General features: G+C 35.5%; 13 protein-coding genes and 1 other annotated feature. Of the genes, 5 read left to right on the top strand and 8 right to left on the bottom strand.

All coding sequences use genetic code 11. The annotated features are described in order from the left end of the window. The first annotated feature begins 30 nt into the window (after positions 1-30). Positions 31-669 (top strand): LysR family transcriptional regulator substrate-binding protein, encoded by a 639-nt coding sequence (locus G6O70_RS03305; protein ID WP_083481956.1) that lies wholly within the window; start codon positions 31-33, stop codon positions 667-669. A gap of 297 nt (positions 670-966) precedes the next feature. On the opposite strand, the gene G6O70_RS03300 is transcribed toward G6O70_RS03305, so the two are convergent. Together G6O70_RS03300 and G6O70_RS03295 are read right to left on the bottom strand one after the other, a co-directional pair. Then, on the bottom strand, positions 967-1,230 hold the full coding sequence (locus tag G6O70_RS03300; RefSeq protein ID WP_057870406.1) for a hypothetical protein: 264 nt from the start codon (positions 1,228-1,230) through the stop codon (positions 967-969). A 103-nt stretch (positions 1,231-1,333) separates the two neighbouring features. Next, positions 1,334-2,290, bottom strand: coding sequence for a ketopantoate reductase family protein (locus G6O70_RS03295; protein ID WP_057870407.1), 957 nt, complete (start codon positions 2,288-2,290; stop codon positions 1,334-1,336). A 454-nt stretch (positions 2,291-2,744) separates the two neighbouring features. Continuing rightward, positions 2,745-2,980: a binding site (T-box leader), on the top strand. Between the two features lie 71 nt (positions 2,981-3,051). Here G6O70_RS03295 and G6O70_RS03290 point away from each other — a divergent pair. Beyond that, complete coding sequence (locus G6O70_RS03290) at positions 3,052-3,996, top strand: ketopantoate reductase family protein (protein WP_057870408.1); 945 nt, start codon at positions 3,052-3,054, stop codon at positions 3,994-3,996. Between the two features lie 114 nt (positions 3,997-4,110). On the opposite strand, the gene G6O70_RS03285 is transcribed toward G6O70_RS03290, so the two are convergent. The 5 genes from G6O70_RS03285 to G6O70_RS03265 all read right to left on the bottom strand — a co-directional run bounded on the left by G6O70_RS03285 (position 4,111) and on the right by G6O70_RS03265 (position 11,842). Continuing rightward, on the bottom strand, positions 4,111-6,642 hold the full coding sequence (locus tag G6O70_RS03285; protein ID WP_057870409.1) for a M1 family metallopeptidase: 2,532 nt from the start codon (positions 6,640-6,642) through the stop codon (positions 4,111-4,113). A gap of 166 nt (positions 6,643-6,808) precedes the next feature. Then, positions 6,809-7,651: an IS3 family transposase gene (locus G6O70_RS03280; protein ID WP_219934266.1), complete on the bottom strand. Its 843-nt coding sequence runs from the start codon at positions 7,649-7,651 to the stop codon at positions 6,809-6,811. Between the two features lie 20 nt (positions 7,652-7,671). Then, positions 7,672-8,196 (bottom strand): helix-turn-helix domain-containing protein, encoded by a 525-nt coding sequence (locus tag G6O70_RS03275; RefSeq protein ID WP_219934265.1) that lies wholly within the window; start codon positions 8,194-8,196, stop codon positions 7,672-7,674. A 137-nt stretch (positions 8,197-8,333) separates the two neighbouring features. Beyond that, positions 8,334-10,868: a LysM peptidoglycan-binding domain-containing protein gene (locus tag G6O70_RS03270; protein ID WP_219934299.1), complete on the bottom strand. Its 2,535-nt coding sequence runs from the start codon at positions 10,866-10,868 to the stop codon at positions 8,334-8,336. A 137-nt stretch (positions 10,869-11,005) separates the two neighbouring features. Continuing rightward, a complete protein-coding gene (locus G6O70_RS03265; RefSeq protein ID WP_057870335.1) occupies positions 11,006-11,842 on the bottom strand; it encodes a YitT family protein in 837 nt (278 codons plus the stop codon). Positions 11,843-12,011: 169 nt separating this feature from the next. Here G6O70_RS03265 and G6O70_RS03260 point away from each other — a divergent pair, with 169 nt between their 5' ends. After that, the gene (locus tag G6O70_RS03260) at positions 12,012-12,506 is read left to right on the top strand and encodes a thiol peroxidase (protein ID WP_057870336.1); all 495 of its coding nucleotides are present in this window, start codon (positions 12,012-12,014) and stop codon (positions 12,504-12,506) included. Positions 12,507-12,696: 190 nt separating this feature from the next. Here G6O70_RS03260 and G6O70_RS03255 read toward each other — a convergent pair whose 3' ends face one another. After that, complete coding sequence (locus G6O70_RS03255; RefSeq protein ID WP_057870329.1) at positions 12,697-13,611, bottom strand: cation diffusion facilitator family transporter; 915 nt, start codon at positions 13,609-13,611, stop codon at positions 12,697-12,699. A gap of 187 nt (positions 13,612-13,798) precedes the next feature. Between G6O70_RS03255 and G6O70_RS03250 the strand changes: the two genes are divergently transcribed. Next, on the top strand, positions 13,799-14,638 hold the full coding sequence (locus tag G6O70_RS03250) for an aldo/keto reductase (RefSeq protein WP_057870330.1): 840 nt from the start codon (positions 13,799-13,801) through the stop codon (positions 14,636-14,638). A 236-nt stretch (positions 14,639-14,874) separates the two neighbouring features. After that, positions 14,875-16,257, top strand: a complete 1,383-nt coding sequence (locus G6O70_RS03245; protein ID WP_057870331.1) for a class II fumarate hydratase — start codon at positions 14,875-14,877, stop codon at positions 16,255-16,257. Positions 16,258-16,269: the final 12 nt, after the last annotated feature.

Below are 16,269 nucleotides of genomic sequence, written 5' to 3'. Positions count from 1 at the left end.
TAATTATACCAAAAGAGCTTCACCAGAAAAATCATTACTTTCTCTGGTGAAGCTCTTTCACTTAGGGACTTATGGCACAGCCCCATTCAACGTACATCACCACTTATTCCGGAAATTATTCATCATATCAAAAAATTAGTTCCGGAAGTAGATATTCAGCTTGCACAACATGGCCTAGGAAGTGATTGGTTGGATCGTTATGATTTTGAATTCTCCACTCATCCAATTAAGGGCAACGAAAATATCTTACTGCTTGCTGAAGAGATACTTGTCGCGACAAGTATCAATTCTGAATTATCTTCCTTTGATACAATTAAACTGGAACAATTAAAAGAACAAAAAATTATTATGACCTCTCCAACTCCATTAAGAGAAATCATTGAGGATCATTTTAAAAAATCAAAAATACTAATTAAACCCGAATTTGTAACAAGTGACCTAAGTACTTTATTTGGTTTGATTTCGGAAAATATTGGAATAGGTTTCATTCCTGAAATGTCCTGGAATACAACAGTAAAACCTCGAATTCATCTAGCTCATTTAGGACCAAATACTTTAAAACGAAAACTTTATTTAAGTTATCTTCCATCATTGGAGGAACGAAAATATCATGACAGTGTGAAAAATGCTATTTTAAAATATTTTGAAACATTGACCACAAAAATATAATTCATTTATTGTAAAATTTGATATCTACCCTAGTTTGATCCAATCTCAATATGTTTGTACTCACTCAAGTTATTCAATTGACTATTCTTACTTTTCTTTGCTACATTATGACTGTATTAGGCAGTTAGGATTAAATTTAGAGGGTAAGTCAATTGGAAAAAGCCGGTCATAAAAGACTTGATAATACAATTGTCAACAAAGACAAAATTGATGCTGAAATCAGCTACATAAAATAAAAATAGGTACTCTCTTCTGAGAGCACCTATTTATTAAATTAATTTTCTAGTTCATGCTAAACTATTTTGTTTTTTCAGTACCAAATACTGGTCGTACCAATACTCCTAGCAACACTACGCCAATTGCTGCAATCACTGAACCAGCAAGAAAGTTACCAGCTACAAAAACTCCTAGTGCAGTTGTTGCAATTAATCCAAAGATAGTTAAAAAGATACCTAACTTCTGAATCATATTTAAGCGATTAAATTCTCGATAAAAGCCTACTTCTAAGAGTAAAACACCAATAACTGCGATAGTTCCAAATAGAACGTGTCCGAATACCATAATGATTTCCCCCTTTTTTAACTTCTTGAATTTAAACATGATTATAGGCTAGAGTATATCAATCATTTTAGTATCTCGTCAAGTAGATTGTGTAAAATGCTTTTTAGTGATATTTTCTCATTAATTCAGCTAAATGAACCTGCTGTGTAACAAATTCGTGGGTACGACAAACATAATCATGTTCACGTCCAATTTTTGCAATATAGCCATTAATGTAATCTACTTCTGTAGGTCTTCCCTTAGAAAAATCTTGATACATGGAAGGATAATGATATTTGAGTGCATGACTTGTAGTTGTAACTGAATCAATTTCTTCTTGTCTGGTCTCTATTAGATAAATCCCAGCTCTTTCACATGCATCATATGCTTCATCAAACAACTGACGAGCCATTTGTGGAACACCCTCATACTCAATAAACTGTCCCATTTGAACTTCGAACATTGTACACAAAGTATTAACCACTGCATTGAAAACAACTTTCGACATACACATCCCAAGATAATCTTCTACAACAATAGGTCCTAAATATGCCTTTTTCAAATCCGTTATAAATTCTGTAACATTGCTAGGAACACTTTTGCTGGCATACATGGCAAGATGCATAACTTCTGCACCCTTTTCCCCCATGAAATCAACATCTGCTGGTCCATCCAATCTTGTGGCAATCATAGCGGTACCACAAATTATTTTCTCAGGTGCAAAGTATTGAGCGATTTTTTCAAAATGTCCCATTCCATTCATCGCGGAAAAAACATATTGATCATCATGAAAAAGCTCAGCCTTGGCATCGCGTGCGAGTTCTTCATCAAGTTGCATCTGTTTTTTAAAAATTATCCATACATCGGGATGACCTTGATATTCTTCTGGGTAATAAATATTAATTGGGACAACTCGCCGATTTTCATGATCTCTGGCAACAGAAACACCACCTAATTCACGAACTTTTTCAACATTTGGTTCCCATGTATCAATGAAATCAACTTCAACTCCTGCGTTTTCTTGCAACATAACCCCGTAGCGATACCCCATTGCACCTGCACCAATAATTCCATACTTCATAATATCAACATCTCCTTTTTATTTTTAACACAAAAAATGCCCTTAGATTGATGATGAAATCAATCTAAGGGCGTTTATAAACGCGGTACCACCTTTTTTCGAACTAAAAAGTTCATCTCAAAGGAAATAACAAAACTGTTATTCCAACTTCGTAATGGAAGTATCCATCTCGCCTCTAAAAGCAAGCTCTCAAACATACCTCTCGTAAATTAGTTTTGATATGTTCACACCACCACATATTCTCTAAGCAAAACTAAACTACTAATATCTACATTTGAATAAATTTAGTCTATCAATATTGGTATAAGTTTATCCTTAGTAACTTAGGATGTCAATCTTTTTTTAATAAAAAACTAATTTTAATTTCATTTTATATAACATTAACTTTTCTTCTAAAATCTATTGACTACAATAAAAAAAAGGATTAGACTTCACATATATTAAAGAAATATGAGATAACGTGTTGAGGAGAAGCTTTATTGATCAGTCGGATTTAGCGAGCCTTGTATTGGTGAAAGAAGGTATCCTAGATTAATAAAAATCATCTCTGAGCGTAGTGATTGAAATTACAATACATAGTAAATCACTTTGGGTGCACCCACTATAGTGCTGACGAATTGTTTTTTTTAGTTCGAATAGAGACTCACTTGTGAGTGAACAAAGGTGGTACCACGCAAAGGCGTCCTTTAGACATTGTCTATTGGATGTCTTTTTTCATTTTCATTATAAAATCTCATAAAACATTATTAGGAGGAATTCTCATGAAATTTACAGTATTAGGCTCAGGCGCTATGGGTTATCGTTATGGTGTTTTACTTCAAGAAGCGGGCAATGATGTTGACTTTGTTGATACTTGGGAACCGAATGTTGAAGCTGTTAAGAAACAAAATGGGGTCTTGGTATCACGAGATCACGAAAATAAACATCTTACTCCTATTAAGATGTTTTATCCTGAGGAATACACTGGAAATCCTGATGTATGGGTTGTTTTTGCAAAACAAATGCAACTTGAAAAACTGCTTCAACGAATGGCACCTAAATTCAACGACAGACAATATGTCTTGACTTGTATGAACGGAATGGGACATGTTGAAAAGCTCTTGAACTATTTTAAACCAGAAAAATTAATTGCTGGAACGGCGCTTGTTGCTACTGTTTTAAATGGACCTGGTGATGTTGATTTCATTGGGGCTCGCGGAGCTGGAACAATGAATCTAGCAAATTATACTGAAAAACCAGATGAAATGACACACAATATTGTAGCTGAACTTGAAAAAGCACAATTCAATCCTACTCTAACTACTAATTTCTTAGGTACACTAATGGCCAAAGTTGTTTTCAATTCTGTTGTTAATACACTGTGCACACTTTTTGAAATTACCATGGGAGAATTCGCAAGTTATCCAAGTGCTGATGAACTAAGTCGCCAGTTAATTAATGAGGCTTATGATGTCTGTGAACGCGCGAATATTACTATGATTAATTCACGGCAAGAGGAACTAGACAGTGTTAACTATGTATCCAAAGTTGCCAATCCACTACATTACCCTTCGATGTACCAGGATATGTCAAATAACCGACCAACAGAAGTTGATTACATTAACGGCTATATCGTTGAATTAGGTAGAAAATACCGTTATGAGGCAACAACTCATGCATTCTTGACTCATTTAGTTCATTTGGCAGAACATACACGACATCATTAAAATAAAGAACAAAAATACCGTCCTTAAAAAGTTTGTTACCAATCTAACTTTTTAAGGACGGTTTTAGTTTATTTAAATCTTTTAATTTACATAAATTTCGACTTATAACTTATATTACAATGCTTCTTTAATTGCTCTATTTACACTATCTTTTTGTTCATCAATGAGTTTGACACGACTTTCAATCACTTTTATGTCCATCTTAATCTCACGTGTCAATCCAGGCACCGCCAATTTAGGTTCAAAAAACTCTTTAAATTCAGATAACCTTTTATCTGTACGTAAAATTCGTGCAATTACTGTGATAAAAGTTGTAAACTCCATGTCACCGCCAACGGTATCTTCCAACCATTGCCACTCGTTTCTAATCCAATCCCAAGCTAATTGCTCACCTTCATCATTTGCTAATACTCCCGTAAACCAGGCACGTAAATCTTGTGGTTTGATTGTTTCAGCATCTTCAAATTTGTCAACAAGTTCCCTAAGGATTACTGGATCCTTGGCACTTGTTAATGCCCCACAGATATCTGCTTTGTAGCTGCCATCTGCTGATTGTCGATGTTCTTCCAACAACTGACTAAATAGTTCAGAACTACCAAAATTCTTAACTTCATTTACTAATATTGCTGCACGAACGTCTGCCTGTAAGCTTAATAATTTATCCTTATTAGCGACAAAAAGTTCATGTGCTTGTGCAATAGCCTGTTCATTATCTCCATATATAGCTGCACCAACAACATATGGTCTTGTTAGTTGATCATCAACTGATTCATTTGGTGTTTGCTTCCAACCCAAACGTTCAATTTGATGCTCACTTAATTTATTATAAAGCTCTTTTAAATTTTGTTCTTCCGTAGTATGTGGTGTTACAAATTTCCGTAAGTTCTTCGTTACACTGTACAGTGCTGTGTTAACTAGTGCATATTTACTATCTGCAAACTTGCTAAGCAATGGTACGATTGTTTCATATGAAACTTGATTTCCTTCAGCTAACAAGCGTAAGTCCTGAAGAATTTGCAGTTGCGTAATTGAATCATATTTTGTAACATCGCCTAAGATATCACTTAACAACGTATCATCATATTTAACGATAAAGTGTGAGTTATTACCTACATTAATACGTAAAGGCTCACCGTTTTTCTCCCGCAAACTCTGGTATCCAGCAATGGTGATTTCCTTTTCCGACATAATCGTAGGAATCTCAGCGTAATTACTACTTAGTGGAATTTGCCATTGACGTTTTACATCATGTCCTTCACCAATAAAGAATTGTTGCTGTGATAAAACAACATCATTATTTACAACTTTTGCTGTTACTACAGGATAACCTGGTTGCTCTAACCAAGAATTAATTATTGCCAATACATCCATTCCTGATGCCTTACCCAGTGCATTCCATAAATCAGCACCAGTTGCATTATTATATTGATGTTCTTCAAAATAATTCTTTAACCCTGCGCGTAAAGCATCATCACCAATTAATGCTCGAACCATTACTAGCATCCTAGCTCCCTTAGCATAAACAATCGCTCCATCAAAAAGTGCATCAATTTCAGCAGGATTTTCGACTTGAACATGAACTGACTGGACCCCATCAGTTGCATCTCTTTGTAATGCAGCAGGTGCTTCTGCAGCTTGGAAAGTTTCCCAAATTCTCCATTCAGGCTCTAGAGCATCAATTGCCACGTATTCCATCATATTAGCAAAACTTTCATTCAACCACAGGTCATCCCACCACTTCATAGTTACTAAGTCACCAAACCATTGATGTGCCAATTCATGGGCAATTATGGTTGCAACAAGCTGTTTCATATCCAATGATGTGTTGTCAGGATCCAATGTTAAGTATGCTTCACGATAAGTCACCAAGCCCCAATTTTCCATTGCTCCTGCTGAAAAATCAGGCAAGGCCAGTTGCCATGAATGTGGAAGTGGGTATGGTGTTTCATAGAAATCTTCATAAAATTCAATTGAACGCTTTGCGATATCCAAACCAAAGTCTAGTTCATTAGGCTTATGTGCTTTTGTTGCAAAAACACCAATCTTAACTCCACTTTTAGTCTCAGTATACTTAGCTTGCAAATCTCCAAATGCAAATGCCACTAGATATGTTGACATCCGAACAGTCGTATCAAAATAATGTACGCCATCTTCAACATGATTTTCAGGCATATTGGCCAGCGTCAATTCTCCTGGTTTCTCATCATATTTCAAAGCCAAATCAAAAGTTGCTTTCGCCTCTGGTTCATCAATACATGGAAATGCTTGGCGTGCAAAGTTTGTCTCAAACTGAGTTCCAATAATCTGTTTTTTGACACCATCAACTTCATAATAAGACGGATAAATTCCCATCATCGAATCAGTCAATTTTGTCTCGTAATCAATCTTGACTTCGACTTCACCCAGTTTATCTACAGTCAGGTGGAGAGCATCATTGGCTTCATCAAGCTCAAACTCTCTTTGCTTCCCACTTACCTCAACCAAACTAATATTCAAGTTCTTTTGATGAATTGCAATATCAGTACTTTTAGCAACCCCTGTTATTTTTACCGTACCTTTTATCCTTTTTGTTTCTCGATTTACATCAATATAAATATCATAATGTGCTGGTTGGAAATCATTGTAAAATCGTGTTATTTCAGTCATATTTTCTCCCCGCTTTATCAGAATATAATCATTATACATCCTTACGGTATCAACTTGAAACAGACAAGTTTCATATCTTTTATTTTTGAATGTATCAACTGTTGCTAATTTAAATAAGGAGCTGGGTCAAAAGTGAAGTGCCATAAAAAAGTTAGACATGTTTGTTTTAATTATTAGTTAGATACTGTTTACGATATTCGACTGGAGTTAATCCGTGACGCTTAAGTGAAATTCGCTGGTTATTATACCAAGCAACATAATGTTCCACTAATGTACTTAGTTCACTGAGCGAAGTAACCTTAATGCGCCTTAAACATTCACGTTTAAGCATACTGAAAAAGCTCTCAACTGGAGCATTGTCTAAACAATTTCCCTTACGGGACATGCTTTGAATGAAATGATGATGTCTTAGTTTAGCTTGATAATTGGTCATTTGATATTGCCATCCTTGATCAGAGTGTAGAATTGGTTTAGTTGTTGCGGGAATCTTTTTAATGACTGTCTCAAGGGTTTGATCGATTAAAACACGATTGGGTGTTGAACTAACTTTAGCGGCTAAAACTTCATTACTAGCCTCATCAATAACTGTCGAAATATAACCCCATTTTCCACACGTAAGTTTAAACTGACTGACGTCAGTATGCAAAACAGTATATGGTTTATGGGCCTTGAATTGTTGCTTGAGCAAGTTAGGTACCACCTGTCCAACATGACCATGATATGAGTTGTACCGACCAGAATGTTTTGAAAAAAGAGTAACTTTCAGACCCATAGAAAACATAATTTTACGAACAGTTTCTAGACAAAGTTTAACATGATGCTGTTTTAAAACAAATCTCATGCGACGATAACCATAAGTTTGATGAGAGCGGGCAAATTCTTGCCGAATAATTTGTTTAACCTGACGATATTTATCAGGCCGGTTTAGACAAGCTAAATGATAGTAATACGTCGAACGCGCAAGTCCCGCAACTTTTAAGAGCGTAATAAAGGGATAATCACGCCGCAATTCGTTAATTGTTTTAACTTTTAGTGCTGTTTTTTGTTTCGAATTACGGCATCCAATTTTTTTAGATAAACATTCTCAATTTTAGTATAGGAAAGTTCCTGTTCTAAATGTCTGATTTGTTTTTGTTGTCTCTCTATTAACTGTTGTTCGGTCTTTTTCTTGGATGTTTCTTTCTTTTTCTTAACCATCTTGGGTCGTCCTATCTTAGATGAAATTACGGCTTTAATTCCAAATTGCCGCATTAATTTAAGCCAATTATAAACGACTGTGTGGCTGATATCAAAGTGGATGGCTGTTTTTTGAATACTGGTAGAATGGTTCAAGTAATAGGTAATAACCGCTACCTTGAAATCATTAGAATAGTGTCGGCGTTTAAGCTGTTTAAGACCGGTAGGGCCAAAAGCTTTATAACGCGACACCCAAATTACTAATGGAGTATCACTCGGCATCTTATATTTCAGACACAGTGTGTGGAGTGAATTTTCACCATTTAAATATTCTTTAACTACTTTCAACTTAAAGCTGTAGGTATAATTACGTGTCAAAAAAGCACCTCCAAAACTTGATTTACATGTCCAAGTTTTGTAAGGCACTTCACTCATGTCACACTCACTTTTTTTCGAAAAATGTTCTCTTATCAGTGATAGATTTTATCTATTATGGCAATCTAGTAGTCTTTTTATTAATTGTTAACTATAAGTGCTTGTCCAACATAAATAGTGTCAGAACTTAAATGATTTGTAGATTTAAGTTGTGTAACAGTTGTATTATATTTAACAGCTATTTGCCACAAGGAATCTCCAGATTTAACGGTGTATGTCTTTTTGGTTGAAGAAGTGGCCGAACTAGAGCTGCTATTAGTTGTTGAGCTAGTTGCTGTTGTTTTACTTGAAATTTTTAGTGTTTGTCCAATATAGATTGTATTAGTGTTCAAAGAATTCAATTCTTTTAATTTAGTTACCGTAAGTCCATACTTATTAGCGACAGCCCAAAGTGAATCCCCAGACTTAACGGTGTAAGTCGAAGCCGATGAAGTTGAAGAAGTGCTTGAACTTGACTGACTAGAGCTAGAAGTTGAATTCGAAGAGCTAGAGCTACTATTGCTGTTAATTGATTGTGAAGCAGAATTAGAAACTTTCAAAGACTGTCCAATGTAGATAATATCGGAAGAAAGATTGTTCCAACTCTTCAAATTAGCAACAGAAATCCCATACTTATTAGCGACAGCCCAAAGTGAATCCCCAGACTTAACGGTGTAAGTCGAAGCCGATGAAGTTGAAGAAGTGCTTGAACTTGACTGACTAGAGCTAGAAGTTGAATTCGAAGAGCTAGAGCTACTATTGCTGTTACTTGATTGTGAAGCAGAATTAGAAACTTTCAAAGATTGTCCAATGTAGATAGTATTGGAAGAAAGATTGTTCCAACTCTTCAAATTAGCAACAGAAATCCCATACTTGTTAGCGACAGCCCAAAGCGAATCCCCAGACTTAACAGTGTAAGTCGAAGTTGATGAAGTTGAAGAAGTGCTTGAACTTGACTGACTAGAGCTAGGAGTCGAAGAGCTAGAGCTACTATTGCTGTTACTTGATTGTGAAGCAGAATTAGAAACTTTCAAAGATTGTCCAATGTAGATAGTATTGGAAGAAAGATTGTTCCAACTCTTCAAATTAGCAACAGAAATCCCATACTTGTTAGCGACAGCCCAAAGCGAATCCCCAGACTTAACGGTGTAAGTCGAAGCCGATGAAGTTGAAGAAGTGCTTGAACTTGACTGACTAGAGCTACTATTGCTTGATTGTGAAGCAGAATTAGAAACTTTTAAAGACTGTCCAATGTAGATAGTATTGGAAGAAAGATTGTTCCAACTCTTCAAATTAGCAACAGAAATCCCATACTTGTTAGCGACAGCCCAAAGTGAATCCCCAGACTTAACGGTGTAAGTCGAAGCCGATGAAGTTGAAGAAGTGCTTGAACTTGACTGACTAGAGCTAGAAGTTGAATTCGAAGAGCTAGAGCTACTATTGCTGTTACTTGATTGCGAAGCAGAATTAGAAACTTTCAAAGACTGTCCAATGTAGATAATATCGGAAGAAAGATTGTTCCAACTCTTCAAATTAGCAACAGAAATCCCATACTTGTTAGCGACAGCCCAAAGCGAATCCCCAGACTTAACAATATATGATGAAGTCGAAGAGCTGCTAGCAGAACCAGTGGTGGAGCTGTTAGAGTTAGATGTTGAAGAAGAACCAGTAGAACTTGTTGAAGAACCAGTAGAACTTGTTGAAGAACCAGTATCATATTTTGTTAGACCATATAGATTAATAATGTTCAAAAGCTTTGTAGCATAACTAGGATCAGTTGCATATGTACCATACTTACCCTTGGCTAGGTTAGATGCAGCAATTGAAACCGAAGATGCATTAGCCTTGGTCGAATTGCTGAAATTATTAGAGATTAGCTTTGCATATGCAACTAATGAGTCACTATAACTGCTATAAGATTGAAATTTAGCAGAAACAGTATGGTAAGCACCGCTATAGTATTCTTGAGTATTCATAGTAATATAGCTACCAGAACCAGAATATTTAATTCCAAAGAGATTGTGAGCTTTGGTAGACAGAGTACTAGAACCCCAGCCGCTTTCAGTCGCGGCTTGCGCAATCATTAGAGATGCGTAGAGATTATATTGTTGTGCAACTTGTTGTGCAGAACTAGCAATACTATTAATAAAAGTAGCTACCTTTACAGGTGCAGAAGTCAGCGAAGTTGTATTCAATGTAACACCACTCACAGATGAAACCGATGAACTGGTTGAGCTACTGGAACTAGAAGTTGCCGAACTTTGTGAACTTACAGAGCTACTTGAAGCTACAACGGAAGATTTTTGAGCAGCGCTACTTGAAGAGCTGCTTGCTATTGTTGAGTTAGCAGAACTAGTTGGAGTTGAAGCAGATGAAGCAGATGAACTAGTTGAGTTGGCTGAACTTGTACTGGAAGCCAGTGTGCTGCTACTTCCGCTAGAATTTGTAGATCCAACAGTAGAAGTGACTGTATTTTGAGCAGCTGTAGTATCGGCTTTTGCTTTAAAAATTGGCAAGGTAGCTGAACCAAGTAAAAAACCTGTGCCAACGTATGAAGCTGTTCGGCTGATACCTTTAATATGTTTGATTTGCTGTAAGTATTTTTGACGAGCAATTCGTTCTTTACGTTTTTTCAAAAAGTTCACTTCCTTAAATAAATTATTTTTTAAAATTTAATTTCAATATTGACATATAAGGATAAGTACAGTATAGCAAAAGTATATTGTAATATGAACTAAAATTGCCAAGATAAACTGTTACAATAACATTACAACTATAGTAAACGATATATATCGGTCGCGCGCACGCTGCGGACGTTTTCAGTAATAATTAAAGCAGCCGGATCAGTTACTGCGATAATAGGTATAATTCTTGCTAGGTTTTTAGAAGAACAAATAAAATAGATAATGGGTTTTGTTGATTTGCTGTAAAAACCAGTAGCCTGCAAGAGTGTAACACCTTGACCTAATGAATCAGAGATTGCTTGCGCGATGTTGTTGCTGTGGGATGAAATTATCTGAATTACCTTTTTTGAACCAAACCTTTCTAGAGCAAGGTTAGTTATTTTGGCAGAGATATACAGTTCTATAACTGTTAACAATGTATTTTCAAAACCAATAATAAAAACGGATGGAATAGCGACGGCTAGGTCAAAAAATAGTGTAGCTGACCCGATAGGTATTCCAAGATATTGGTTACAGATTTTTCCTAAAATAGTGCTGCCTGCAATAGATCCTTCGGCATTCAAAATTAGTCCCATTGAAATGCCAGTTAAAACGCCACCAGCAATAGTCGGAATAATAGTCTGTTGTGTGTGATAAGTATAAATAATGGGTAACCTCAAAAAAATAGAGAGCCAAATAATTGCCCAGAGTGACAGTAGAATTGTTTTTCGTTTAAGATACTTTAATCCAATCAGTAACAAAATTCCGTTAAGAACAAGATTTGTTAGGTACGTTGGAATTTGTAAAGTATAAAAGGCAATTGTTGTTAAACCAGTAACTCCCCCTTCACCCAGTCGTGTTGGAATAAGAAAATAATTTATTGAGATTGCATATAATAAAGAACCTAATGTAATATAGAATAATTTGCGAGCTGTTTGTATGATCAGCATCTCCTCTCATCAGTGCAAGTTTAAGTATAAATATAATGATTTTATAAGACAAGATAGTAGACAATATTTTTTGCACGAGTATTATTTTGAATAGAATAAATATTTGCTTATTGATGAATTTCTGGCATACAATTGGAATAATTAGGTAATGGAAGGAATGATTGCAGTGAGAATAACGAGACATGAACAGCCAACAACTACTAATGGGGAACCAACTGAAATTGAAAGTAGTTTTCCAGAGTTTGAATTAAAAGGTACACAAGGTGAAACAGTTAAAAATTCAGATATCAGTGGAAAATATACATTAATCAGTGTTGTTCCAGACATTAATACTCGAGTATGTAGCCTTTCAACCAAAAAGTTTAACGAGGATGTAGACTCTTTTCCGAATATTAATTTTTTGACTATTTCGACTAATACAATTGAGCAACAACAAGATTGGTGTGCTGCTGAGGGTGTAACAAAGATGAAGTTACTTTCTGACGCAGAGGGTTCCCTTGGAAAAAGTATCGGGATTTTTGTGGAAGACGGAAGAGTTGATGCTCGCAGTATCTGGATTCTTAATCCTGACGGAGAAGTAGCATATCGTGAATTGATTATTGAACAATCAAACGAACCAAATTATCAGGCAGCTTTAGACTTTTTGAACAAAAATAAATAAATCTTGTAGTTTTAAATACAAGATAAGAATAATACACCTTATATCAGAAGGGTTTCTCTGGTATAGGGTGTATTTATTTGTGTGAATAAAGATTATGAGTATTTTTTTTGATTATTGAGATAGAAAAAACTGGATGAAATTTAGAATATACCAAAAAAATAATGACAGTTACCTCTGAAAATACAATTAACTATTTATCATTTTTTAGATTTTCAGTTTCATCTTCACTTGATAAGCACATTGCCTTTTTAAGACCTCGTGTACATTCGGCCTGAATTGTTACGTGCCTAATATTGTATTTATCTTTTAATATATTTTCAATACTACTATATATTTTCTCGGTTTCGCTAAGTGGCAAATCTGAAAGGTTAACATGTACAGATGCCATTAACTCATTTTCATTGATTGACCAAGAGTGAAAATGATGAACATCTTTTATTTCTGGGATAGCTAATAAATCATTTTTAACATGATCAACATCAATATCTGGAGAACCTTCCATGAGAATTCTGAATGTCTGCTGGATAATTGGCAGAGACTCGTACGCAATATAGAGCGATACTAAGATAGTGATAACAGGATCAATCCAAGTAAGATTAAAAAAGTAAATAAAAATAGAACCGATTATTACTCCAACTGAGGCAAGAGAATCACTTAACAGATGTAAGTAGGTAGCCTTAATATTAAGATTATTACTTGCCCCAACGTGCAATAAGAGGGCGGCTCCTAGATTAGCAATGAAACTAACGACTGCGACCCAAAACATAATTGCTCCTTTAACAGTTTCGGGATGCTGAATACGATTAATACCTTCAAATAATAAGAATAAAGAGATTAAGATTAGGATGATTGAACTAAGTAAAGCAGTCAAGATTTCTACTCGTCGATACCCGTAAGAGTTTTTGGGAGTGGCTTTTTTATGTCCAATTAGATTAGCAATATAACTCAGAACTATCGAGAAGGTATCGCTGAAATTATGAAATGCGTCAGAAATCAGTGATAGACTTCCAGAAAGCAGTCCGCCCACTAATTCAAAAAAAGTAATTAAAACATTCAGAGTCGTGACTGATAAAAATCTTAAGTTTGTATTTTTAGATTGTTCCATAATTACTACTCCCTCTCTATGACAATATGAGTATATGTTCATATCATCTTAAATATAGCACTGTGAGTTAAGAAAAACAATGAGAATCTATCTTGAACTTTAAGAAAATAAAAAAGAGACTCTTCTGTAGTAATTATTGCAGGTATTTGAGGTATTATCAGTATATAGATAAAAAGGAGGAATATCGATGGAAAAATTCTTTGATTTTGGTAATGGATTGAAAGTTAACCGTTTGGGGTATGGAACAATGCAATTACCTGGAAAAGGTGTTTGGGGTCCTGCCACAGACGTTAATAACGCTGTGGAGGTAATCACAACTGTAATTGATCATGGAGCTGATTTTATTGATACTGCTGATTCATATGGCCCGTTCTTTGCTAATCTTTATTTGAAAGAAGCATTAAAACAACGTCCTAATAAGAATGTAATGGTAGCCACAAAAGTTGGTTTTACTAGACAAGGGCCAGGACAGTGGACTCCGAATGGACGTCCAGATTATCTAAGGCAACAAGTCGAATTAAACTTATTTTCGTTAGGATTGAAGCAAATTGACCTTTTGCAACTTCATAGAATTGATAAAACCGTTCCGCTTGAAGATCAGCTTGGGGTTTTAAAGGAATTACAGAATGAAGGAAAAATAAAGCACATTGGATTGAGCCAAGTTTCAATTTCAGAAATTCAGGCAGCACAAAAAATTGTTCCAATCGTATCCGTTCAAAATAGATATAATTTGATAGATCGTGCTGACGAGGATGTATTGAAGTTTGCTGAGGAAAAACATTTAGCCTTTATTCCTTGGTTCCCACTGGCAACAGGGAAGTTAAGTGAAGATGGAAGATTATTAAAGATAGCAGATAAATATGGTGCAAGTCCTTCACAGATTGCATTAGCATGGTTACTGAAGAAGAGTCCAGTAATAATGCCAATTCCCGGAACTAAGTCAAAAGAACACGCAGTTCAGAATTTAAAAGCGGCTGAAATTGAATTAACAGATGCAGAATTTAAAGAGCTTGAAAATATAAAATAGTTGTCATGAGTGGGAGTGTGACATAAGTCGGGAAAATTTGAGTACTAACCCGAAATTATGAACATAGCGAGTACTTTGCTATGAGTAATTCGAAGTTAGACGGAGAATTTTGACTTATGGAACACGTTTATATGGAATAATTAGCGAGGTTGGGTTAAAATTTAACTTTTGGCACAGCCTCGTAATATTGATTGTGCAAGAATTAACAATCTTTTAGTGGAGGGACTGGCGGTAAAATGGATTTTAGAATTGAGAGCGATACAATAGGGCCTGTAAATATTCCAGTAGACGCTTTGTGGGGAGCACAAACGCAGAGAAGTCGGCAAAATTTCAAGGCAGGGAATAAAATGCCATTAGATGTGATTAGAGTATTATTGATAATTAAAAGATCAGCTGCAGTGGCTAACTGTCAATTAGGAAAAATGACTAAAGAAAAAAGTGACTTAATTGTTAAAGCCGTAGATACTTTGTTACGACTTGAGAATTCGGAGTTAAGACGAGATTTTCCATTGCGGGTATATCAAACTGGATCTGGAACGCAAACCAATATGAATGTTAATGAGGTTATTGCGCATATGGCAAAGAAGCTTGACGCCAGTCTAGAGATCTTACCAAATGATGATGTTAATATGGGACAGAGTTCTAATGATGTTTTTCCTACTGCAATGAATATTGCAGCAATGCAGGCTTTGAAGCATGTAATTGAGGAAGTTCAAAAATTAACAGATGAATTGAAGAACAAACAAAGACTTTATTGGGAGACCGTGAAGATTGGGAGAACTCATCTACAAGATGCGACTCCATTAACTTTTGGTCAAGAAATCAGTGGTTGGGTTAGCATGCTAGAACATGACTTAGAATTCATCAATAGCACAAAGGATAGTTTGTACGAGTTACCTCTTGGGGGAACTGCAGTAGGAACAGGATTGAACACGACAGTAAAATTTACTGAGATAGTAAATACTGAAATTAATAATTATTATCATAGTAGTTTTAATGTGAAAAATAATAAGTTTTATGGGTTAGCAGCACATTCAGCAATAAATGCGGTGCATGGAACGTTAAAAACATTAGCTGCTGACTTACTTAAAATTGCGAATGATGTTAGATTCTTAGCAAGTGGTCCTCGTGCGGGATATGGTGAATTAAATATTCCTGCCAATGAACCTGGCTCATCAATCATGCCAGGAAAAGTTAATCCAACACAAGCTGAAGCATTAACCATGGCAGCCGTGCGTGTTATAGGTAATGATACGGTGATTTCAGTTGCAGCTTCTCAGGGTAATTTTGAAATGAATGTTTATAAGCCTTTGATTATTGATGCATTTTTAGAATCCGTGAGCCTATTGACACTTACCGTCAATGGGTTTAATAAAAAAATGATTGCTGGAATGACCGTTAATGAGAAGCGAATGGGCGAATTAGTAGATAATTCACTAATGACGGTCACGGCACTATCTCCGCATTTGGGATATCATAAGAGTGCCGAAATAGCACAAAAAGCTCAAAGACAAGGAATTTCATTGAGAGAAGCAGCTTTAGAATCTGGTGAAATTTCTGAAAGTGATTTTGATCAATGGGTAGATACTAAGAAGATGACAATGATTAATCCAGAGTAGTGCGTGAGATTA

Source organism: Liquorilactobacillus hordei DSM 19519, from assembly GCF_019443985.1.
Taxonomy (GTDB): Bacteria; Bacillota; Bacilli; order Lactobacillales; family Lactobacillaceae; genus Liquorilactobacillus; species Liquorilactobacillus hordei.
The sequence above is the reverse complement of the archived record's forward strand: the minus strand, read 5'-3'. Positions and strand labels throughout refer to the sequence as shown.

Coding starts and splice junctions, on each gene's coding strand:
- G6O70_RS03300 (WP_057870406.1), bottom strand. CDS start 1,230: ATGGTATTCGGACACGTTCTATTTGGAACTATCGCAGTTATTGGTGTT.
- G6O70_RS03295 (WP_057870407.1), bottom strand. CDS start 2,290: ATGAAGTATGGAATTATTGGTGCAGGTGCAATGGGGTATCGCTACGGG.
- G6O70_RS03290 (WP_057870408.1), top strand. CDS start 3,052: ATGAAATTTACAGTATTAGGCTCAGGCGCTATGGGTTATCGTTATGGT.
- G6O70_RS03285 (WP_057870409.1), bottom strand. CDS start 6,642: ATGACTGAAATAACACGATTTTACAATGATTTCCAACCAGCACATTAT.
- G6O70_RS03255 (WP_057870329.1), bottom strand. CDS start 13,611: ATGGAACAATCTAAAAATACAAACTTAAGATTTTTATCAGTCACGACT.
- G6O70_RS03250 (WP_057870330.1), top strand. CDS start 13,799: ATGGAAAAATTCTTTGATTTTGGTAATGGATTGAAAGTTAACCGTTTG.
- G6O70_RS03245 (WP_057870331.1), top strand. CDS start 14,875: ATGGATTTTAGAATTGAGAGCGATACAATAGGGCCTGTAAATATTCCA.